At 61.4% G+C, this 20,064-nt stretch carries 19 protein-coding genes; 4 read left to right on the forward strand and 15 right to left on the reverse strand.

The features are described 5' to 3' along the window. The 6 genes from OHL13_RS17105 to OHL13_RS17130 form a co-directional block, all read right to left on the reverse strand. Nucleotides 1-948 carry a hypothetical protein gene (locus OHL13_RS17105; RefSeq protein ID WP_263411336.1) on the reverse strand — a complete coding sequence of 316 codons (948 nt, stop codon included), beginning with the start codon at nucleotides 946-948 and terminating at the stop codon, nucleotides 1-3. A gap of 2 nt (nucleotides 949-950) precedes the next feature. Continuing rightward, on the reverse strand, nucleotides 951-2,918 hold the full coding sequence (locus OHL13_RS17110) for a M1 family metallopeptidase (protein ID WP_263411337.1): 1,968 nt from the start codon (nucleotides 2,916-2,918) through the stop codon (nucleotides 951-953). A gap of 10 nt (nucleotides 2,919-2,928) precedes the next feature. Beyond that, a complete protein-coding gene (locus OHL13_RS17115; RefSeq protein ID WP_263411338.1) occupies nucleotides 2,929-3,576 on the reverse strand; it encodes a class I SAM-dependent methyltransferase in 648 nt (215 codons plus the stop codon). After that, nucleotides 3,573-4,373, reverse strand: a complete 801-nt coding sequence (locus OHL13_RS17120; protein WP_263411339.1) for a hypothetical protein — start codon at nucleotides 4,371-4,373, stop codon at nucleotides 3,573-3,575. The genes OHL13_RS17115 and OHL13_RS17120 overlap by 4 nt, the downstream gene beginning before the upstream one ends. Before the next feature lie 119 nt (nucleotides 4,374-4,492). After that, a complete protein-coding gene (locus OHL13_RS17125) occupies nucleotides 4,493-6,187 on the reverse strand; it encodes a glycoside hydrolase family 57 protein (RefSeq protein WP_263411340.1) in 1,695 nt (564 codons plus the stop codon). A gap of 319 nt (nucleotides 6,188-6,506) precedes the next feature. Continuing rightward, a complete protein-coding gene (locus OHL13_RS17130) occupies nucleotides 6,507-7,577 on the reverse strand; it encodes a BON domain-containing protein (protein WP_263411341.1) in 1,071 nt (356 codons plus the stop codon). Between the two features lie 300 nt (nucleotides 7,578-7,877). On the opposite strand from OHL13_RS17130, the gene OHL13_RS17135 reads away from it, so the two are divergent. Both OHL13_RS17135 and OHL13_RS17140 read left to right on the forward strand, forming a co-directional pair. Continuing rightward, nucleotides 7,878-8,246 (forward strand): YtxH domain-containing protein, encoded by a 369-nt coding sequence (locus tag OHL13_RS17135; protein ID WP_263411342.1) that lies wholly within the window; start codon nucleotides 7,878-7,880, stop codon nucleotides 8,244-8,246. Between the two features lie 78 nt (nucleotides 8,247-8,324). Then, complete coding sequence (locus OHL13_RS17140) at nucleotides 8,325-8,888, forward strand: hypothetical protein (RefSeq protein ID WP_263411343.1); 564 nt, start codon at nucleotides 8,325-8,327, stop codon at nucleotides 8,886-8,888. Between the two features lie 169 nt (nucleotides 8,889-9,057). On the opposite strand, the gene mnmA is transcribed toward OHL13_RS17140, so the two are convergent. Next, nucleotides 9,058-10,182, reverse strand: a complete 1,125-nt coding sequence (mnmA, locus tag OHL13_RS17145) for a tRNA 2-thiouridine(34) synthase MnmA (RefSeq protein WP_263411344.1) — start codon at nucleotides 10,180-10,182, stop codon at nucleotides 9,058-9,060. A 103-nt stretch (nucleotides 10,183-10,285) separates the two neighbouring features. Next, the gene (locus tag OHL13_RS17150) at nucleotides 10,286-11,473 is read right to left on the reverse strand and encodes a cysteine desulfurase family protein (protein WP_263411345.1); all 1,188 of its coding nucleotides are present in this window, start codon (nucleotides 11,471-11,473) and stop codon (nucleotides 10,286-10,288) included. A gap of 82 nt (nucleotides 11,474-11,555) precedes the next feature. On the opposite strand from OHL13_RS17150, the gene OHL13_RS17155 reads away from it, so the two are divergent. Further along, nucleotides 11,556-12,161, forward strand: coding sequence for a DinB family protein (locus tag OHL13_RS17155; RefSeq protein ID WP_263411346.1), 606 nt, complete (start codon nucleotides 11,556-11,558; stop codon nucleotides 12,159-12,161). A gap of 153 nt (nucleotides 12,162-12,314) precedes the next feature. Here OHL13_RS17155 and OHL13_RS17160 read toward each other — a convergent pair whose 3' ends face one another. The 3 genes from OHL13_RS17160 to OHL13_RS17170 all read right to left on the reverse strand — a co-directional run bounded on the left by OHL13_RS17160 (nucleotide 12,315) and on the right by OHL13_RS17170 (nucleotide 15,667). Continuing rightward, nucleotides 12,315-13,340, reverse strand: a complete 1,026-nt coding sequence (locus tag OHL13_RS17160; protein WP_263411347.1) for a hypothetical protein — start codon at nucleotides 13,338-13,340, stop codon at nucleotides 12,315-12,317. Between the two features lie 74 nt (nucleotides 13,341-13,414). Next, nucleotides 13,415-14,560 carry a citrate synthase gene (locus tag OHL13_RS17165; protein WP_263411348.1) on the reverse strand — a complete coding sequence of 382 codons (1,146 nt, stop codon included), beginning with the start codon at nucleotides 14,558-14,560 and terminating at the stop codon, nucleotides 13,415-13,417. 93 nt (nucleotides 14,561-14,653) lie between these two features. Further along, nucleotides 14,654-15,667, reverse strand: a complete 1,014-nt coding sequence (locus OHL13_RS17170) for an NAD(P)/FAD-dependent oxidoreductase (protein ID WP_263411349.1) — start codon at nucleotides 15,665-15,667, stop codon at nucleotides 14,654-14,656. A gap of 76 nt (nucleotides 15,668-15,743) precedes the next feature. On the opposite strand from OHL13_RS17170, the gene OHL13_RS17175 reads away from it, so the two are divergent. Further along, a complete protein-coding gene (locus OHL13_RS17175) occupies nucleotides 15,744-16,541 on the forward strand; it encodes a hypothetical protein (protein WP_263411350.1) in 798 nt (265 codons plus the stop codon). A gap of 90 nt (nucleotides 16,542-16,631) precedes the next feature. Here OHL13_RS17175 and OHL13_RS17180 read toward each other — a convergent pair whose 3' ends face one another. The 4 genes from OHL13_RS17180 to OHL13_RS17195 form a co-directional block, all read right to left on the reverse strand. Beyond that, the gene (locus OHL13_RS17180) at nucleotides 16,632-17,204 is read right to left on the reverse strand and encodes a hypothetical protein (protein WP_263411351.1); all 573 of its coding nucleotides are present in this window, start codon (nucleotides 17,202-17,204) and stop codon (nucleotides 16,632-16,634) included. Between the two features lie 17 nt (nucleotides 17,205-17,221). Further along, nucleotides 17,222-18,964, reverse strand: coding sequence for a DNA polymerase/3'-5' exonuclease PolX (polX, locus tag OHL13_RS17185; RefSeq protein WP_263411352.1), 1,743 nt, complete (start codon nucleotides 18,962-18,964; stop codon nucleotides 17,222-17,224). An 86-nt stretch (nucleotides 18,965-19,050) separates the two neighbouring features. Further along, entirely contained in the window at nucleotides 19,051-19,269 is a 219-nt protein-coding gene (locus tag OHL13_RS17190; RefSeq protein WP_263411353.1) for a cold shock domain-containing protein, read from the reverse strand. A gap of 149 nt (nucleotides 19,270-19,418) precedes the next feature. Then, entirely contained in the window at nucleotides 19,419-20,045 is a 627-nt protein-coding gene (locus OHL13_RS17195; RefSeq protein WP_263411354.1) for an NUDIX hydrolase, read from the reverse strand. Nucleotides 20,046-20,064: the final 19 nt, after the last annotated feature.

Below are 20,064 nucleotides of genomic sequence, written 5' to 3' on the forward strand. Positions count from 1 at the left end.
TTAACCCTCAAAGACACTGTTCTCCTCAGGCGGGTAAAACGGGGCATCCGGCGAGGAGATTGGTTCGATAACGGGCTCTGGCTCCACGGCATCTTCCACCAGGGTGACCTCCATGCCGCGCTGCCAGAAGCGCGTGAACAGGTCAACGAAGATGCCGCTCTGTAAAAGAACAAAGATGCCGAAGGCGTGCGGCGCGGCCAGCCGATGAACAGCGAACCATGCGGCCAGGGCAATGGTTCCTATACCGCCAAAGGTCAGCAGGGCAAAGCTGAGATACGGCCCCCAAAAACGAGAGCGCAGCAGTCGCAGCGCGGGGAAAAAGGCGCCGTGGCTGCCGGGTTCGGTCAGCCTTGCGCGAACGGCGTAGACCTCCACCAGGTCAAAGTACAGTCGCAGCACGCAGGCCACCAGCAGCAATACCGCCAGCATCGTCATGGAGACGAGGAAGCCCGGTTTGCCGAAGAAGCTGGCCGCGTCCAGGTGGTTATTGATTGCGGTACGGATGGCTGACAGCGGCCCGAGTACAACCGCGAAACCAATGCCCGCAGCCAGCGCGAGGAAGGCAAATCGCCAGAACATCCGAAAGCCCTGGAAGAGCAGACGGTGCAGGCAGGCGCGCTCGCCGGTCAGGTAGGCGTACAGCGTACCCGGCGTCAGGATCAGGTACAGCAGCGCGAACAGAAGGCTGGAGAGTAGAAACTGCTGCGGCCCGGCGTTGGGAAACTGGTTCACGCGCTTCATTGCCTCCAGCAGAACGACAAGGTCAAAGCCCGAGCTCAGCCGCGCCGAGGCCAGCGAGTGTGCCAGCAGAGACGAGAGCTGGTGCGTAAGCCCCCATGCAAACAGCACGGTTAGCAGCAGTTGCAGGGCATAGGTCCATACGACGGCGCGCCAGTGGCGTACGGCCAGTCCAAAGCCGGTGAGCAGGAGCGGGCGGCGGGTCTTCATGCTTATACGATCCATGTGGCGAACTGGCTGAGGCACTGTTCCAGGAACAGCATCATGGCGGTGAGTTTGTGCGCGGCGGTGTTGTCCGGCGTTACGCGGTAGCTGTTGTTGAACTGGTCTTTGTCGAGTACCACAATGTGGTCGGGGTCAACCTCCGCCGAGACGACCTTCACGCCGCGTTTGGTGAAGGCGAATTTCTTCCAGCGGTCAGCGCCATCCCACCACAGGCGCGTGCTGCTGCCGTCGTCAAACCGGACTTCGACCGTGACAGGAAGAACGAAGTCGCCCTTGCGATGCACCACAACGGTGCTCCGGTAGTCGGTGCTCTTCGTGTCCTTCGGTTCTGGCTTCCACCATTGCACGGGTTCCGAGACGGCCTGGTCGATAGCGTAGTCAAGCACGGCTGTACCGTAGACAGCCTGGTGGAAGTAGAAGCGTAGAGCGGGAGAGATGCCGCCGGCAGACTCGACACGATGCGTCGCAATCGCGGTCTGTTCCACCTCACGCAGAAAGTCATCTGTCGTCGGATGCGTGAAGCGATACTTCGTGAAGTAATTTCGTACGGCCTCACGCATCGTTGCTTCGCCAATCAGCCCTTCCAGTGTCAGCAGCGCGCTTGCCGTCTTGCCATAGGTCACGCCGCCATAGGAGTTCGCGTTGCGGAACTTGTAGGCAAAGCGTGTCAGCGGGTCATAGTCCGGCGCCAGAAGATACTCATACCGTTGCGCTCCGCGATCTCCCAGGTTAGCGTACCGGCCGCCCAGGATGCCGTTGTCCTTTCCGAAGAGCGACTCCATCACCTTCACCTCGGTGTAGGAGTTGATGCCTTCATCGAGCCATGCCTCTTCAAATTCGTTGGTAGCCACCATGCCATACCAGTACTGGTGGCCGAACTCATGTTCGGTGGTCACCTCCAGCAGGCGAGACCACCTGGGCTCCAGCCAGCTTGTGCCGCCCGTCACCAGCGTGGGGTATTCCATGCCCTCCATGCCGGAGCCTGGCTCGGGATCAATCACGGTGATCTGCTTGTACGGATACGGGCCATACCACTGCTCAAACTTCGCCATCGTCTGCCTGATGGTGGCAGCATAGCGTGGGCCTGCATCCGGGTGCGACTTCAGTGCCAGCACGCGAATACGTACCGGGCCCATGCCGGAGAGATACGTCTCGGTCGTCTCCTGGAAGCGTGGAGAAGCAGCCCAGGCAAAGTCATGTACATCTTCGGCGTAGAAGCTCATCGTCTTACGTCCGCTGCTGCGCGTGGTGCCAGTGGAGATCCCGGTCGTGCCCACGGTGTAGTTCTCCGGCACGGTCAGCTTCACGTTGTAGGTGCCGAAGTCCGAGAAGAACTCGGTGGTGGCGTGATACTGGTGACAGTTCCACGCGCCGTGCCAGAAGACGCCCACCTTCGGGAACCACTGGCCGCCCATCATGAAGTCGCGCTTGTAGCCGTTGCGCGCAATCGACTCCGGGAACTTGTCATGGAAGGCGATGTGGAAGGTAATGGTCTCGCCTGGTTCCAATGCGTGCGGCAGCGGAACCTCCATTACGGTGCGGTCTTCCATGTTGCCATCGTCAGGTGCGGTGAAACGCTGTGCCTTGGTCAGGTCTCCGAAACCATCCGCTGTGATGGAGGCAATGGTGATGGCGCCGATGCGTTTCTCCGGGTACTCGCGCTCTTCCTCACGCACGCTGCCACCCTCGGCGGTCTCACGCGAGAAGGTGGACTCAGGACGGAAGGCGTTCAGGTACAGGTGGAAGGGAACGCTGGTCAGCCGCTGGCCGGTCAGGTTGCGGTAGACAAGTGTCTCGGTTGCATCGACTGTGTGCTTTACGGGGTCAACCTGCGCATCGATGGTGTAGGCGACCACGCGCTCGGCAAGCGGCTGTGCGGAATTCGTGGCAAGCGATGTCTGCGCTGCAAGCGACGCGGCGAGAGAAAGCAGAGCGAGCGGGAGAGCCTTCCTCATGCTGTGAATTCTATGCCTTGCGCGTCCGTTTGTATTCGCTCGAAAGAATGAGTCCGGCAAAAATCTCTCTTCGTTGCATCAGGTCAAAGCCTGCCTGTTGCAGCGCCGTAGCGTAATCAGGAATCTGCCGCGTGCGCAGCCCCGTCATCACGCGAAACGCAGCGTACAGTGACGGTACAAGCGCTGCGGCGACAGGCCGCCCCACGCCTTGTTGCGGAATGTCAAAGTCGCTGACCAGCCACATGGCATCCGTTGTCAGCGCCGGTAGCAGCGTTCGGATCAATTGCTCCACCTGCTGCCGCGTAAGGCAGTCCAGAAAGAAGTGCGTCGTCACCAGGTCATATCGCGTATCCGGTACAAACTCCATCGCATCGCAGTGCGTGGTACGCACGCGGTCCGCATACGGGGCGCAACGCAGGCGGAGCTGTGCCAGCATGCCCGCACTCAGGTCAACGGCATGCGCGTGGACCTGCGGATTGAAGGCCAGCAGGTCGCGCGTAAAGCGCCCGTCGCCATCGCCGAGTACGAGGGCGCTGCGCGCATGGCTCAGGTCTTCCAGCCACGCCGTGCGTGCGCGGTGCAGCAGCGGGCCAAAGCTCAGCCACTCCATCCAACGGTATGGCTTGGCAATGCGATCGAAGTTGGGTTTGGCGTTCACCGCAGCAGCAGCAGGATGACCGGCGTCAGCAGGGCCGCATCCGCGGCCGCACGCAGGGTCACGGCAGAGATAGGCCGCTGGATACGGTCAATGGCCAGCAGCAGCAGTGCGGAACTCGCCGTGCACAGGTTCAACACGGCAAAGGGATGCGGCGCGGGAGTGAAGGGCGTGACGACGCACAACGCGGCAAGCGCGACTGCCAGCGCGGGGAAGTTGCGAGCAGACCAGTCAGCGGTCCCTGGGTTCTCCCAGCGCAGAATCGCCACGCAGTTCAGCCAGCACAGCAGCGCAAAGAAGGTGGTGGCAATGGCGACGCGCGGCGTCAGAACCTCCGGCAAAAAGACCGCCGCGGCGAAGAAGACGCCGACCACGGCCTCCTTCGGAGCCTTGTAGCGAAGGCGTGTCTTGTGAATGACGGCGAAGTACAGGCCCAGCGGAAGGCACAGCAGCGTGTACGCCAGCAGAGCGTGCGAGGGCATCTTCAGCATCAGCACCAGCAACGCCGGAATTGCCGCAAAGGCCGCGACAAGAAACTGTTTGCGGAAGCGGCCGTGAAAACGGTGACGCGCTTCCAGTTCCTCGCCCTGCTTGTAGTCCAGCAGGCGGTCCGCCACGTAGACCAGCCACACCGCCAGGAACATGGCCGCAGGCACATACCAGGAGAGCGTGTGGTGCGTTATGTGCGCCGCCGCCAGGGTCCACACCACGGCCACCGTCGGGGCATCCAGAGACAGCAGGTGCCAGCGGTGCAGCACGCTGTAACGGTGAGCCGGAAGTGTGGGAAGAGCGACAGCCATAGACGAGTTGCGAGGTGTGAGTTTCCCTCAACGCTCTCTTTAACTCTACTTGGAGCGACGAAAGTTGGGCGCAAGAAGAACGCCGGGGAGAATTCCCCAGCGTAACTCACAATTCACAACTAGCTCGCCTTGGCTCCAGCGGCCCAGTACTCCGGATGAATATCCGGGAAGACTGAGTCCCGGATCTCAAGCTCCGAAAGGCGGCGATCTTCCGTCTCGTTCAGCGAGCCGTTCTGTTCAAAGGCCTGCCAGATGGCTTTCACCTCGAGGAACTGCTCGTTGTGGACGTTGAAGCGTTTCTCGGCATAGTCGCGCGCCGCTCCGGTGGTGATCAGGAACTGCCAGTCGGAAGACTCCAGCAGCAGAAGCTCACGGCAAAGCTGCTTCATAATGCGCTCGCCCAGGGCTCCGTCCTTCCACTTGTCGGCTGTTGCCACCTCGCGGGTGTACAACTCCGCCGGATAGATGTGGTTGTAGGTCCAGCTCGTATCCGGGTTCATCCACACATGGTTGGTGCCCTCGGCTCCCCAGCTTCCCTCGTGCATGGAGATGAAACCGGCGCGGGGATACTTGTCCAGGTAGTCCGAGCAGGAGATCAGTTCGATGCCAGTGGGATATTCGGCCAGCGTGCGTGCCACGGCCTCCAGCCACAGCGGACCTTCAAACCACCAGTGGCCGAAGAGCTCGGCGTCAAACGGAGCGCAGAGAATCGGCGGAATGGTGTCATTGAAACCGTCTTTCAGAGCCTCATACACCAGGTGGACGAAGTGGCCGGCGTGCTCCTTCACCTTCTCCGCGGCTTCCTGCGGGTAGTAAGGCTGCTTGAAGGCCATGTCCAGCTTCGGTCCGGTCACGCGCCAGTAGCGGTGGCCGCCGGGCCAGCGCTTCTTATGGAAGTCCAGGTAGCTGCCGTCGCCCGGGTAACCGGTGTCTCCGGACCACACCTGGACGCCGGTGCGCGGGTCGCGCGGAAAGATGGTGGTGGCATAACGCTTGTCGTACGGACCATCGACATAATAGGGCTGGTACAGCCCGCGGTGGTTCTCGTGCGTCATGCGGATGGTGGCTTCGTCGCGAGGCACCTGCCCGTTCAGCAATTCATAGGGAGAAGGAATGCGCTCGGACTCTTCCACCAGGTGCGTGTCGACGAAGAAGTACTCGATCTTCGACTCGCTCAGTGCCTGTTCCACGCCAATGCGGTCAAAGCCCTTGTGCGTGGTGCCGTCGTCATCCGGGACGGGGTAGTTCCAGAAACCGGCGGGGCGGTAGCCGCACTCCGGAGCCCAGATGCCGCGCGGATGCTTGCCGATGTGACGCTTGTGCGCATCCACAGCGGTGCGGACCTGTGCGCGGACGCTTTCATCGGTCCCCAGCAGCGGCATGTATCCATGTGTCGCGCCGCAGGTAATGATCTCAATCAGGCCCTTGTCATTGAAGTGACGGAAGCCTTTGATGATGTCGCCGCCAAGGGCGTGGAAGTCGTCGAGAGCCTCCTGGAAGAAGGCCTGCCAGAAACGGGCGGTCTCCGCATAGTGGGTCTCGCCACCCTGCAGGAAAAAGGCTTCATCTTCCGTTGCGGCGGTGATCTTCCGGTCCAGATATTTGGGGAACTCGGCCTTGAAGACCGGGTGGGATAGCTGCTCCAGCAGAATGGGCGAAAGGTTTACATTCGCCTTCAGTGCGAGCCCGTCCTTCTCCAGCCGTCCGAGGACGCGAAGCAGCGGAAGATACGTCTCAGCTGCTGCTTCGTGGAGCCACTCCATGCCATGGGGCCACGTACCGTGGTTCACCACATAGGGCAGGTGGGAGTGCAACGTAAAAGTCAGAAATCCTGCAGTTTTCTTCGGCGATGCCAAGGCGGTAGACCTCGTACAAGTCTGGTTGCAGGTGATTCGTTGTATCTCTTTGAGGGAAGAAAAGATTTCCCCCGGGGCATCCGGTGCCTCCGAGTCTACTACACGCAAACTCACCTTCGTTTTGTCCGATAGGACGCATAAACATCGTCCCTGAGTTGTCAGACCCAAGCTGGGACAACAGGGTCGCAGTCCGGTCTTGCACGTAAGATGCGCGCACCAAGGAAAAGGCTCCATACCCGTTGCGGGCATGGAGCCTTTTGGGTTAAGCCTGCGGAATTTACTCCTGCATGGGACGACGCGACGAAGATCCATCGCTGCCCGCGCCCGCCGGCGTGGCGGTGACGGAGAAGGCATTCGTCAGGCGGAAGCGGATCAGCGTTTCCGAAGGAATCTGCACCTGCTGGCCCTTGGTGATGGCATTGACGCCCACACCGCCGGCACCGCCCGCAGCGGCTCCAATTGCAGCGCCCTTGCCGCCGCCGAAAATGCCGCCCAGGATTGCGCCCGCGGCTGCGCCTACGCCAGCCTTGGTGGCCGTGTTCTTGCCGCGGCCAGTGCCTTCCTTGCTGAAGCTCTCGGTGGAGACGGCAATGCGCTCGCCGCGCTTGGAGATGCTGGTCAGCTCAATGGTCAGCAGCGAGCTGCCCTTGAAGTGAGCCGCATCCTTGGCCTCGACCACGCGGCCGCTGACCGGGGTTCCCTGGCGAAGAGCGACCCAGCCATCCACAATGATGTCGTTGGAGACAACACCGGTGAAGGAGTCACCCGTCTGCGTGGTGGCCGAATCCAGACCCTGTGTAATACGTACCGGAAGGAAGGTGCCGGCTGCAACCGTCACGGTCTTGGTGGTGGGGGCCGGCGGCGGAGGCGGCGGGCCCTGAACAACCGGAGCCAGGGTAGTATGGACCGGAGCTGGCGCCGGGGCCGGTGCGGGAGCAGGCGCTGGCTTGCGCTCAATCACAACCGGCTTCGGCTTGGGAGCTCTCTCCACCTTGACCGGAGGCGGCTCAACAGCAGCCACGGGAGCCGGGGCTGGCTCAGCCACGTTCAGGTTGTTGATCACGGTTTTGACGCCCGCGACGGTGGCGGCATCGTTGGAGGCCAGGGTCTTGGCGGCGGCATTGCTGACGTTGCCGCTCAGGGTGGCCACACCACCGGCCACGCCGACCTGGATCTGTTCGGTGCTCAGGGCGGAGTCGCCGCTGATCTTGCTCTGGATCGAAGAGGCAAGGGCGTTATCGTCCGGAGCAGCCGGAGCGTCGGCCTTTTTGCATCCGGTGGCCGCCATGGCCAGTACCAGGCTCAGGCCTGCGATGAGAAATGTGTTGTGCATACGGTCAAGATTCATAGGGTATCCCTCTCCTTACGCGGGACGTTCGTCCTGATCTTTCTCTGTTTTCCCGGCACGCGCCAGGGGGAATGTGTCGTCACCCATCTTAGACGCCAAATTTGGGCTGGATGTTTCTGTGTGAAGAAAGGGAATGTTGTGGGTAAACCTGCAACGCAGGAGTGGCATCCTCTTTAGTTAGGGAGCTTTGTGCGGACCGGCTTGGGTGCGTTTGCCGCCCGAAGGTGGATTTGCTACCATCCGAATCTCCGCAACCTGAAGGTTCCACACACGAATCTCGCTCACGAAAGAGGGAAGCAAATGGCAGAGAATGAAAATGGCTCGAACGGAATTGGCTGGTTTCTTGCAGGTCTGGGCATCGGTGCGCTGGTAGGTGTGCTCTACGCGCCTAAGTCCGGCAAGGAGACCCGTGAGGAGCTTGTGCTCTCCGCCAAGGAAGCCCGGGACAAGGCCAACCAGTATGTGGAGAAGGGCAAAGAACAGCTGGACGAATACGTGGACCGCAGCCGCCAGTACTACGAGCGTGGCCGCAACCAGTGGACCGAGTATGTGGAGAAGGGCAAAGGCTTTGTCCATGAGCAGCAGGACAAGGTAGCCGCCGCGGTTGAGGCGGGCAAGCAGGCCTACGTCAAGACCACTGCCGAACCCTCCAGCGAGCCCACGGCGTAAACTCAGTTACGGACAGGCCCGGCACTCCGGTGCGGGCCTGAATCCCCCTACTTCCCGGAAAGAAGGCGCGGCCTACTCATGCTCACAGCAGCCATCCTCTGGCAAAGCCAGCTGGCCCAGGACCACTCCAACCTGCTCATTGGGTTTATCGCGGTCGTTGCCGCAGCCGTCGTGCTGCAGGCCATTGTGTTGATTGGCATGGCTGTAGGCGCAACCAAGACGCAGAAGCAGATGCTCGGCATTGTGCAGGAGCTGCAGAGTAAGGCCTTCCCCATCATCGATTCGATCGGACGCGTGGTCGAAAGCACCACGCCCAAGGTAGACCGCATCACCGACAACCTGGTGGAGACCACAAACATCCTGCGCGACAAGGCGCATGAGCTGGACCTGGTCGTCTCCGAGGCAACCACCCGGGCTCGCGCCCAGATTGTCCGCGCCGACACTGCCGTAACCCACAGCTTTGACACCGTTGGCCGCGTGACCGCGGAGGTTCAGCACGCCATCATGGTGCCGGTAAAACATATCTCCGGAGTATTGAACGGTCTTCGCGCCGGAATCGAATCCTTCGTCAGCCGCGCCAAAAGCTGGAAGGATGTCGCCGCCTCCGCCATGCAGTCGCACGACGACGATCCCTACGAATAAAACGAGGGAGCAGTGGCCTTTAGGCCACTGAAATCGTGATCAGGATAGAAGGGCTTTAGCCCTGGGCTTTTTACCAAAGACCCCAGGGCTAAAGCCCTTTCTTTTCGAGACATGTCTCAAAGGAGGTCCGAAGGCCCTGCTTCCTTCCCTGGAAGCGAAGCTTTTCCAGCTAGCGGATCCAGCCGCCGCCTACAACCTCATCGTCCTGGTAGAACACCGCGGACTGGCCCGGCGTTACAGCGCGCTGCGGCTCGTCAAAGATCGCTTCCACTTCGCCGTCGCCGACGGGTTGAATTGTCGCCCACGCCGGTTCATGGCGATGGCGAATCTTTGCCTGCACCCGCATCGGTTCAGTGAGTGCAGGAAGGGAAATCCAGTTCATCTCCCCCACGTGCATCACCTTCGTCAGCAACTCGTCTTCCGTGCCGACCGTCACCTGGTGCGATGCCGGATCAATCTGCAGCACATAGAACGGATTCGGCTGATGGCCCTTCAGTCGCTGCTGGATGCCCTTGCGCTGTCCCACCGTAAAGTGATGGACGCCCTCGTGCGCTCCCACTACCTGTCCGGTGCTGGTAACCAGCTCGCCGGCTGTGTCGGGCAGCGTCTGCTCCTGCTCTTCCAGGTAGGCTTCCATAAACAGCTTGTAGTCGCCGCCGGGGATAAAGCAGATCTCCTGCGAGTCGGGCTTCTTGGCCAGCGCCAACTCGTAGCCCTCGGCCAGGTCGCGCACCTCGGGCTTGGTCATGTGGCCCAGAGGGAACATCGTCCGCGAAAGCTGTTCCTGCGTCAGTCCAAACAGGAAGTAGGTCTGGTCCTTGGCCTTGTCGGCCGGGCGCTTCAGAATCCACCGGTCGCGCGCTGGGTCATAGTCGTTGCGCGCGTAATGGCCGGTGGCGATGCGGTCGGCCCCAATGGAACGTGCCGTCAGCAGCAACTGGTCAAACTTCAGATGGTTGTTGCACAGCGTACAGGGAATCGGCGTGCGCCCGCGCAGGTACTCGCTGACAAAGGGCTTCACCACGTCGCGCTCAAAGCGCTCTTCCTGGTTGACCACGTAGTAGGGAATACCGATCTGCTCAGCGACACGTCGCGCGTCGTAGACATCGTCAATCGAGCAACAGCGCCCCTGCACAGCCTCCGGCATGCCCTCATGCCCGGAGAGACGGCGCTGGTTCCACAGTTGCAGTGTCAGGCCAACAACGGTGTGCCCCTCGGCGCGCAGCATGGCCGCAACGGTCGAGGAGTCCACTCCTCCCGACATCGCAACGGCAATGGTCTCCTGCTCGCTCATCTCTTCTATTTTCGCTGATTTTTCGCAGTGGTGGGGGGCTTCTGCATGGTCATCTCGACCGAAGCGAAGTGGAGAGACCTGTATTTAAAGGGCAAAGGCGGCGTTATGCCGGAACAGCCAGCGCCTGTTGCCACGCGGGCGAGAGCGACCGCAGCCGCGCCACCACCTCCGGCACCACGGCCAGAACAGCGTCGATTTCCTCTTCGGTCGTCGTCCGCGAGAGCGAGAAGCGGATGCTGGCACGCGAGCGTTCCGGCGAAAGTCCCATGGCCAGAAGCACATGCGACGGGTCCGTGGCTCCGGACTGGCAGGCCGAGCCGCCGCTGACAGCCACGCCCTTCAGATCCATCGCGATCACCAGGGCTTCGGCCTCCAGGTGCGCGAAGTACAGGTTGGTGGTGTTCACCACGCGTTCCGCGCCTGCTCCGTTGACCTCCACCTGCGGTACGGAGGCCAGAATGCCGGCCTCCAGCTTGTCGCGCAGGCGGGCAAGCTCTGCCGTACCACCGCTTTCCAGAAAACCACGGGCAATCTCCGCCGCGCGGCCCAGGCCGGCGATGCCCGGAAGGTTCTCCGTCCCGGCGCGGCGCTGGCGCTCATGGCTGCCGCCATACAGCAGCGGACGCAGGTGCAGCCCACGACGCACGTACAACGCTCCGGTGCCCTGCGGGGCGTACATCTTATGGCCGGAGATCGACAGCAGGTCCACGCCCAGCGCTTTCACATCGATGGCCAGCTTACCCGCGGCCTGCACGGCGTCGGTATGGAACAGGGCGTTGCCCTCATGCGCAATGGCAGCCAGCTCTTTGATCGGCTGAATCACGCCGGTTTCATTGTTGGCCATCATGATGGAGACCAGCCGCGTATTTTCCCGCATGGCGGAGCGCAGTGTCTCCGGCTGGATGACGCCCGCACTGTCCGGACGCAGGATGGTCACCTCGACGCCCCGGCGCTCCAGCTCCTCGGCGGCGTTCAGAATGGCATGGTGTTCGATCGCGCTGGTGATCAGGTGATCGCCGCGATTGATCTCGGTTGCAACCTGCAGGGTGCCGAACAGGGCCAGGTTGTCGCTCTCGGTGCCACCGCTGGTAAAGACGACCTCCGCGGCGCGGCATTTCAGCAGCGCGGCAACGGCATTGCGCGCCTGCTCCACGGCGGCCCGGGCCTGCTGTCCCGGCTGGTGGATCGACGACGCATTCCCGAAGCGCTGCGTATAGAAGGGGAGCATCGTCTCCAGAACTTCCGGCAGCACCTGTGTGGTCGCGTTGGCATCCAGATAAACCCGGCGCATATCTTCCATTCTAGTCTTGATGACGGCTCTGCCCGCGGCTTGGTACGCTGATGGCTCAGTCAGGCGCACCTAAGGAGAAGCAATGAAGACCAGGATCCTCGCGATTGCGATGGCCGCTGTGTGTAGTGCAACCATGTTCGGGCAGATGCCCGCTGCCGCGCCCTCCGGCCCGGTGGAACCGGCCAAGGCCGCCGACTTCCTCGTCTCCGGCGCGGAGAAGGACTTCATCAGCCTGCTGGAAGCCATGCCGGCCGACAAGTACAGCTTTGCCCCCTCGGCCAGCCTGTTCAAGGCCCCGGAGTCGGTCGACTTCAAAGGCGTGCGCACCTTCGCGCAACTGGTCACGCACACCGTGCAGGCCAACTACTTTTACTGGGCTCCGGTACTGGGCGAGAAACTCGACCAGGAGAAGATCGCCGCCATCGGTAAACTCACCGACAAGGACGCCATCGTGAAGGCCGCCAAGGAGTCCATGGAGTACGGCCACAAGGCCGCCGCTTCCATCACCGCCGCCAACGCCTTTGAGGGCGCGGGCCGTGGCGCTGCCTCCACCAAACTCATCTCGCTCGCCGGTGGCGTCATCCACATCCGCGACGAATATGGCCAGATGGTTGTCTGGGGCCGCATGGTCGGCGTCGTACCCCCCGCCAGCGCCGGACGTCCGGCTGCGAACCCCACCAACAAATAAAGAAGCGGCAGAAAGAGCAAAAGAGCACGGCGACTCAGCCGTGCTCTTTTTGTGTTTCCAGGAGTCTTCGTTATCGATGCACCCGGGGTGCACCCTCACGGAGTAAGGGTGGGTGAGGCAGACACTGAATGCCCAACCAAACCGAGGTAGGGTCTATGGCGTGCCCTGGTATGAGCGATGGAAAGGGTTGCGCAGTGAGAGGATGACCGAAACGCCCGTGGTGTCGTAGTTCAGACGCGTGCTGTGGCTGTAAAAGCCGGAGACGCTCATCGTACGGTTCAAGGGGACATCGAGGATCGTGTCAAAGCCGTTGTCCTCCGCCAGGCCCACACCCACCGCCTGCTGCGTCCAGCTATTGCCGCGCCGGAACTGGCGATAGATCTTCTGGTCGCCAAGGGGCAGGTTCTCAAAGGCCGATGCCGTGAAGGCGGCGCGGAAGGGCAGAAGGAACTGTGCCCCGGCCTGGAAGTGCGCAATGTGGCCGACGGTGGTGTAGTTCCGCTGGATCTGCCGGTCCACCAGGCTCGAGGTATCGCCAATGCCGGTCTCGGCAAACGGAGCGACGCGGCTGAAGATGTAGTCCAGCCGGTGGTTCAGGTTATAGGTCGCCTGGCCATTCCCCAGGCCCACGCTGTCGGCCCCGCTGGGCAAGGAGAGCGTGGCGGAGCCGGTGTAGGTAAACGCCCTGCCAAAGTCCGTGGTGTAGCGCGTCGCAATCGAGGTGTCCCCCATCAGGTTGCGCATTGACTTGAGCGAGTATGTCGTTGGAGCAGCCGGTCCGTTTCCACCGGATGGAGACGCCGGGGCAGCCTTGGCGGCATAGGCATGCACGCTCAGAAACGCGGGGACCGACAGGTCCATGGACCAGTGCTGATTGAAGCGGTAAGCGATGACCGGAATGGTCATCTGCGTCCAGCCCAGGGCCGAGTTATGCACGGAGGAGGAGATCAGCCTGAAGGTGAAGACGTGCCGGCTGGGCTCGGGCAGGCTTTCAAGCTGGTAGCCGTTGCGTACTTCGGCCATGGCCAGTTCGGCGGCAACCGCATCGTCCAGGGCGCTGTCATCGGCTGTGGGTGCTTGCGAGATGGAGACCTCGGTTACGGCGTTCTGCGCGTGTGCGGCGGCGGCAAAACATACCGGCAGCAGGCATAGGCCCACAATGGTTCGCACCAGGCGCAAAAAACACTCCAAGGGAAGACTAGGCCAAGGGTATCCCTGGCCTGGTCTCTGTTGCAATGAAATTTTCGTGTGATTTAGCGCTGTTCCAGCGGAATATACGGTGCCGGATACTCCGGCCCGATGTAGTTGGCGCGCGGCCGGATCAGACGGTTATCGTCATGCTGTTCAATCACATGCGCCGCCCAGCCGGAGATACGCGAGACCGCGAAAATCGGCGTGAACAGGTCAATGTCAATGCCCAGCATGGTGTAGGTGCTGGCGGAATAGAAGTCCACATTCGCGTTCAGCTTCTTCTCGCCCTTTACATACAGCTCAATCTCGCGCGACATGCCGTACCACTTGCTTCCGGTGGACTGGGACAGCTCCTCGCTCATCTTGCGCAGGTGCGTGGCGCGCGGATCTTCGGTCTTGTAGACGCGATGGCCAAAGCCGGAGATCTTTTCCTTGCGGGCGAACATGTCCTTGACGTACTCGACTGGGTCCGCACCGGCCTTTTCGATGGCGTACAACAGGCGCATCGTGGCCTCGTTGGCGCCGCCGTGCAGGGGCCCCTTCAGAGCGCCGATGGCGCCGGTAATAGCGGAGTGCATGTCTGAGAGGGTTGCCGCGATGACCCGGGCGGCGAAGGTAGAAGCGTTCAGTTCGTGGTCGGCGTGGAGGATCAGGGCCACGTCCATGGTCTTGGTGGCGGTCTCGGAGGGTTTCTCGCCATTCAGCATCCACAGGAAGTTCGCGGCATGCGAGAGCGATTTATCCGCCTCGACCACAGGTTTTCCTTTTCGAATGCGATCGAAGCTGGCCACGATCATCGCTACCTGCGCGGTCAGGCGGAAGGCCTTGATCACGTTGGCGTCATGCGTGACGGCGTTCTCGGCGGGGTCATTGCCTTCCGGATAGATCGACAGCAGGCTGGTGGCCGTGCGCAGAACCTCCATCGGAGTCGCGTCCTTCGGTACCGTCTTCAGAAACTCGATCACAGCCGGGGGCAGCGAGCGCGCCTCGGCCAGCTTCTGGGTGAAGTCCGCCAGCTCTGCCTTGTTCGGCAGCTTGCCGAACCACAGCAGGTAGGTGGTTTCTTCAAAGGTAGACTTCGGTGCAAGCTCATGAATGTCGATGCCGCGGTAGGAAAGAACACCGGCTTCTCCGTCGATCCAGCAGATACCAGAGTTCGCGGCAATAATGCCTTCCAGGCCTTTCGGTGCGGCGGTCGTCGTTGACATGCTGAGCTCTACTCCATAAGAGAACGTGAAATTCGTTCTAACGGTTATAGCGCAGGCCCGCGACGCTTGTCATGACCGCCGTGCGAATAGCGGTCAGAATGTGCGATTTGCGGCATACGCCGTCATGATCTGCGGCAACGCCTCTCCGGCTACTTCCAGCCCAAGGGCGCGGGCCGTTGCCGCCACCAGTTGAATGCCGTTGCGATAGTGTCCCATCGCGGCATACAGACCCTCTTCCAGGGCGCCGATCAATGGCAGTCCGTCCGGGCTTCCAGGCCGCAGACCGGCCCATGTTTCCACCACCCGCGCCGCGGCCACGGGCGGAAACAGTTTCTCCGCGCGCATCTTCAGCGCGGCAATATCGGCCGCATGCACGGTCTTGTCATAGCCGGCGTCTTCAATGGTTGCGCCTATCACCAGCCGGTTGCCTCCGCGCGGAATCAGGTAGATCTCCGGCGTGCGCACCACGGTGTCCAGCGGAGCTTCCATCTCCACGGCCATCATCTGTCCCTTGCGCGGGAAAACCGGAAGTTGGCGCGGTCCACTCCAGCTACCCGTGCATAGCACAACGCGCGCGGCGGCAATCTCTCCCTGAGATGTGGCCAGCTTCCACCCGTCCAGCTCACGCGTGATGGCCTCAACCGCGCACATCGTCTTCACGGCAATGCCGTTGCGATCGCAAGCCGCACGCAACGCCGCACCCAGGTCGCGCGGGTCCAGCGAGCCTTCGGTTTGCAGCGTCCAGGCATAACCATCGCCCTTGAGTCCAAGCTCGTTGACCAGTTGCAGGGCCTCCAGCGACGACTCGCCCTCATGCGCGCCCTGCAGGCAGCGGTGGGTACGCAGCGGAATCCGCAGGTCGCTCAGGTCTTCCACGCGGGCAAGAAACTCCGGGTACAGCTCGCGCGACCAGGCCGAGAGCGGCCATAGTTCCGCCGGGTTCTCCGGATCATCGACAGCCAGCATGCCGCCCGCGGCCCAGCTTGCTTCCTTCGCCGGTTCTCCTTTGTCAGCCACAACCACGGAGAATCCCCGCCCACGCAGCTCCAACGCCACGGCCAGACCGATGACTCCTGCTCCTACGACGGCAACATCCAACCTCTGCATACGGCTATTGTAGAAACTCGTCTACCAGTGCAGGTGGGCGGGCTATACTTTGCCCCAGCAAGGAGAACGGGTCAACATGAGCGAAAACGAACAAAGGCAGATGTCCGGAGCTTTTATTGCGGTGGTCTTCATCGCGCTGGCACTTGGAATTGGATCCCTTATCTGGTGCTACGGTCTGCAGAACCACATCGGCGAAGCGGAGAAGAACCTGACCGCCGCCAAGGCCGAAAACGCCGCTCTGAAAGAGAGCCTCGCTTCCACCAATGCCCGCCTGAAGGCCGCCACCGAGACGCTGGGCGCCAGCGTCGGCATGACGCAGAAGCAACTGGAGCAGCGCGCCCAGAGCATCCTTGCAGCTCAGAAGGCTGCCGATGAAAAGCTGATCGCCGCTCAGGAAGCCACCAGCAAGCAGGTCGCTTCGGTGTCCAGCGAGGTCAGCAATGTGAAGACCGATGTTGGTGGCGTGAAGACCGATGTGGCCACCACGAAGGCTGACCTGGATTCCACCAAGAGCCAGATGCAGCGCATGATGGGCGACGAAGGCAAGATGAGCGGTCTGATCGCCGCCAACCACGACGAGCTGGAGATTCTGAAGCACAAGGGCGACCGCAACTACTACGAGTTCACCCTGCAGAAGGGCGCACAGCCCACGCTGCTCTCCACCATCAAGGTCAAGCTGAAGAAGGTCGACCAGAAGAAGGGCAAGTACACGCTGGAGATCTCCTCCGACGACCGCACCATTGAGAAGAAGGACAAGACCATGATGGAGCCGGTGCAGTTCTACTCCGGCAAGTCGCCCGCTCTGTTTGAGATTGTGGTCAACAACGTGAACAAGAACCAGGTCAGCGGCTACCTCTCCACACCCAAGAGCTAACCACAGCTTTTGAAGTACCACGGGCAGGGCCAACGGCCCTGCCCGTGTGTTTTCCCGGAAGGAGCAGGGGGCGCCTTCAGCCCCGGTCTGCTACTTCAGCTCCGCCTTCACCGCATCCATGTGATACGGAGCCACGGCCACCTCGGCACTCTTGCGCTTGTCCCAGGTCGCCTGCGTCGCATCCTTGAAGCCAAGCAGCAGAATGCCTTCCAGGTCTCCCTTGGCAGGCACCTCACTGTCGCGCAGCAGCAGCTTGCCGTTGGCCGCTGCCGCCCTCACCTCAGGAAACGCCGTGAAGACCGCGGGCGCATCGTCTTTCTCCGATGCGCTGGTCTCCAGCTCCGCGCCCTCTGCCGTCGTCAGTTTGGCGGTGTAGTTCTTCAGCGAAAGTGGCGTGTCCAGGTTGTTATGCACCTTCACCGTGGCCACGACGAACAGCGTGTTCTCATCGGCGTCCGTCTTGCCAAGGATCTTCAACGTGTTGCTGTCGTTGGAGTACGTCACCTTGGTGGGCACAATCTTCATCTGCGTAAGTGCGACGGTAGCCGGAGTATGCGGGCTGTGGAAGTAGATGCCGGCGGCAACCGCGGCTAGAACAACGCCGGCAATCACGATAGGCAACAGAAGGGCATTGGCAGGGCGGTGCGTCTGCTGAAACTGCATCAGGGGCTCAGGTCTCCTTATGGCCTTGGACGAAGCGCGCGAAGAAACTCTTCCGGCGTGTAGGTATTGATCACATCGAGCGGCGTCAGCCATGCGCGACGCAGTTGCGCTATGCCAAACGGCATCTGGTCAAAGTCAGTAATGGAGTGCGCATCGGTGTTGATGGAGATGCGGCAGCCCAGCTCTTTCGCAAGCCGCAGGTTGCGGTCGCTCAGGTCAAGCCGCGGCATGCCTGTATTGTGCTCGACGACAACACCCAGCTCGGCGCAGCGGCGCAGAACGCGCTCCAGGTCAAAGTTGAAGGGCTCGCGCGCCAGCAGAAGGCGGCCCGTGGGATGGCCGAGAATCCGCAGGTAAGGGTTCTCCACCGCGCGCAAAATACGGTCGGTCATCTCCTCGTACGGCTGGTTGAACAGCGTATGTACGGAGCCGATCACAACATCCATCTGCGCCAGCGTGCTGTCTTCCAGGTCCAGCGTTCCGTCGCCAAGAATGTCGACCTCCATGCCGGCGAAGACACGGATGCGGCCTTCCATCGCGCGGTCGACTTCGCGGATGGCGGCAATGTGTTCGATCGCGCGCGCATCGTCCAGGCCGTTGGTCATGGCCAGGTTCTTGGTGTGGTCGGTAATGGCCAGAAAGCTGTAGCCCTTGGCCAGCGCCGCTTCAGCCATCTCGCGGATCGTCGCCTTGCCGTCGCTGGCCGTGGTGTGCGCATGCACATCCCCGCGAATATCTCTCAGATCGATCAATCCAGGCAGCGTGTGGTTCTGCGCGGCTTCAATCTCGCCATTGTTCTCGCGCAGCTCGGGCGCAATGTAATCCAGGCCCAGCGCGTTGTAGATCTCTGCTTCGCTGGCTGCCGCGACCACGGAGTTATCGTCCATGCGCGCCAGGGCATACTCGCTCAGCGTGTAGCCCATCTTGATGGCCCGCTGCCGCAGCGCAACATTGTGCATCTTCGATCCCGTGAAGTACTGCAACGCCGCGCCGTAGCTTGCCCTGGGCAGCATGCGGACATCCACCTGCAGGCCGTTGCGCAGGTTGAAGCTCACCTTGTTCTGCCCCTTGGCGATCAGGTTGGCGATCAGCGGCAGGCTGGCGACATGTTCCACCACCTCTGCCACGCGGTCGGTTTCGCAGGCCGGACCGGTCACCAGCAGATCCAGGTCGCCAACGGTTTCCTTCCCGCGGCGGAGTGATCCAGCCGGCGTGACGGATTCAATGCCGGGAAACTCGCGGATCAGCGCAGAGATGCGCTCGGCGGTCGCCGTGGCGTCGTCAATGCGATAGCGGCCGCTGTTCTTGCGGAAGTCTTCAATGCCCTTCAGAATTTTGTCGACCTGCTTCTGTCCGAAGCGCGGAAGGTCGTTCAGCTTGCCTTCTTTCGCGGCGGTTTCCAGCGAATCGATGTCGGCCACGCCCAGCGCGCTCCAGATCAGGGCGACTGTCTTCGGTCCCATGCTGGGCAGCTTCAACAGGTCCAGCATGGTGGGTTTGTATTTCAGCAGCAGCTCCTCACGCATGGGCATGGAGCCGGTCTTGACCAGCTCCACAATGTTGGCGGCCATGCCTTTGCCAATGCCCGCAATGGCAAGCAACTGCTTGGGCTCGTCCACAAGGGTGGCAAGCTGCGTGGTCTGCTGCTCTACGGCCTCTGCGGCGCGGCGGTAGCTGCGGATACGGAACGGGTCGGCGGCGTCGATCTCCAGCAGATCGGCGGTCTCATCCAACAGGCGTGCAATGGTGACATTTTCCATGAATCAAAAGCGGACAAGGCTATCCTGAGCCCTGTCCGCTAGTATGCACCGTGGATGCAGGTGGAAGAAATTCGTTGCTGTCTTCGCTAAGACGCTTCTTTCAGGCGGATGACCTGATCCGCCTGTGGACCCTTCTGGCCTTCGATAATGTCGAACTCGACTTCATCGCCTTCCTTCAGGCTTTTGTAGCCGTCTAGCTGAATGGAGCTGTAGTGGACAAAAACGTCCGGGCCGTCGTCGCGGCCCAGGAAGCCGTAGCCTTTTGCGTTATTGAACCACTTCACTTTGCCCTTGTACTGTGCCACGTTCGTCGAACCTCGGGGAGGGGAAGTCGGCGCGGGAACAGACTCTTCCCGCGCGTGACAGATATGACGCGGGTGATGGGGAGGAAGGTTTTCTGGAAGATGAATGGGCGGCCCCGCACCGGCAGCCGCCCAAAATGGTTTTGACCGGGCTAAACTGTTCCCGCGCGGCGCAGAGCCTCATACACGGACAGCCCGATAATCGTCTTTCCGTCGTGAATCCTGCCCTCGTTGCGCATCTTCAACAACTCCGACAGGCGGATGCGCAGAATCTCGATCTTCTCGTCCTCTTCCGGCTGGGCCACGCCTTCGGTCAGCTCCGTGGCCAGGAAGATTTCCATCCACTCGCCCAGGAATCCGGGACTGGCGTAATAGCGAACCAGCTTGCGCCACTTCTTGGCGCGGTACCCGGTCTCTTCAATCATTTCGCGCTTGGCGGCGGCCAGCGGCTTCTCGTCGGCCTCACGCCGGCCCGCGGGCAGCTCCAGAAGGAACTGCTGTGCCGCCTGGCGGTACTGCCGCTCCATGATGATGAACGGATCACGCTTGTTGGTGCGGTCGTCGACGGCCAGAATCACCACTGATCCGTTATGCCGGATAATGTCGCGCTGCGAGACCACGCCGCCCGGTTCCTTCACGGTCTCAGACCATACCTTGAACAGCGGGCCGTCGTAGGCCAGCTTCTGGTCCAGCAGTTTGGCTTTGCCGGTGCGCTTTGCCGGGGCTTTCTTCGCCGTGGTTTTCACGGATTTCTTAATCGCGGTTGTCTTGGTCGCCATAAAACTAAACCTAACACTC

This window comes from Terriglobus tenax, from assembly GCF_025685395.1.
GTDB lineage: Bacteria > Acidobacteriota > Terriglobia > Terriglobales > Acidobacteriaceae > Terriglobus > Terriglobus tenax.

Excerpts from the sequence above, each read along its gene's own strand:
- OHL13_RS17105 (WP_263411336.1), bottom strand. The coding sequence starts at position 948 with ATGAAGACCCGCCGCCCGCTCCTGCTCACCGGCTTTGGACTGGCCGTA.
- OHL13_RS17110 (WP_263411337.1), bottom strand. The coding sequence starts at position 2,918 with ATGAGGAAGGCTCTCCCGCTCGCTCTGCTTTCTCTCGCCGCGTCGCTT.
- OHL13_RS17120 (WP_263411339.1), bottom strand. The coding sequence starts at position 4,373 with ATGGCTGTCGCTCTTCCCACACTTCCGGCTCACCGTTACAGCGTGCTG.
- OHL13_RS17130 (WP_263411341.1), bottom strand. The coding sequence starts at position 7,577 with ATGAATCTTGACCGTATGCACAACACATTTCTCATCGCAGGCCTGAGC.
- OHL13_RS17135 (WP_263411342.1), top strand. The coding sequence starts at position 7,878 with ATGGCAGAGAATGAAAATGGCTCGAACGGAATTGGCTGGTTTCTTGCA.
- OHL13_RS17140 (WP_263411343.1), top strand. The coding sequence starts at position 8,325 with ATGCTCACAGCAGCCATCCTCTGGCAAAGCCAGCTGGCCCAGGACCAC.
- mnmA (WP_263411344.1), bottom strand. The coding sequence starts at position 10,182 with ATGAGCGAGCAGGAGACCATTGCCGTTGCGATGTCGGGAGGAGTGGAC.
- OHL13_RS17150 (WP_263411345.1), bottom strand. The coding sequence starts at position 11,473 with ATGCGCCGGGTTTATCTGGATGCCAACGCGACCACACAGGTGCTGCCG.
- OHL13_RS17155 (WP_263411346.1), top strand. The coding sequence starts at position 11,556 with ATGAAGACCAGGATCCTCGCGATTGCGATGGCCGCTGTGTGTAGTGCA.
- OHL13_RS17165 (WP_263411348.1), bottom strand. The coding sequence starts at position 14,560 with ATGTCAACGACGACCGCCGCACCGAAAGGCCTGGAAGGCATTATTGCC.
- OHL13_RS17170 (WP_263411349.1), bottom strand. The coding sequence starts at position 15,667 with ATGCAGAGGTTGGATGTTGCCGTCGTAGGAGCAGGAGTCATCGGTCTG.
- OHL13_RS17175 (WP_263411350.1), top strand. The coding sequence starts at position 15,744 with ATGAGCGAAAACGAACAAAGGCAGATGTCCGGAGCTTTTATTGCGGTG.
- OHL13_RS17180 (WP_263411351.1), bottom strand. The coding sequence starts at position 17,204 with ATGCAGTTTCAGCAGACGCACCGCCCTGCCAATGCCCTTCTGTTGCCT.
- polX (WP_263411352.1), bottom strand. The coding sequence starts at position 18,964 with ATGGAAAATGTCACCATTGCACGCCTGTTGGATGAGACCGCCGATCTG.
- OHL13_RS17195 (WP_263411354.1), bottom strand. The coding sequence starts at position 20,045 with ATGGCGACCAAGACAACCGCGATTAAGAAATCCGTGAAAACCACGGCG.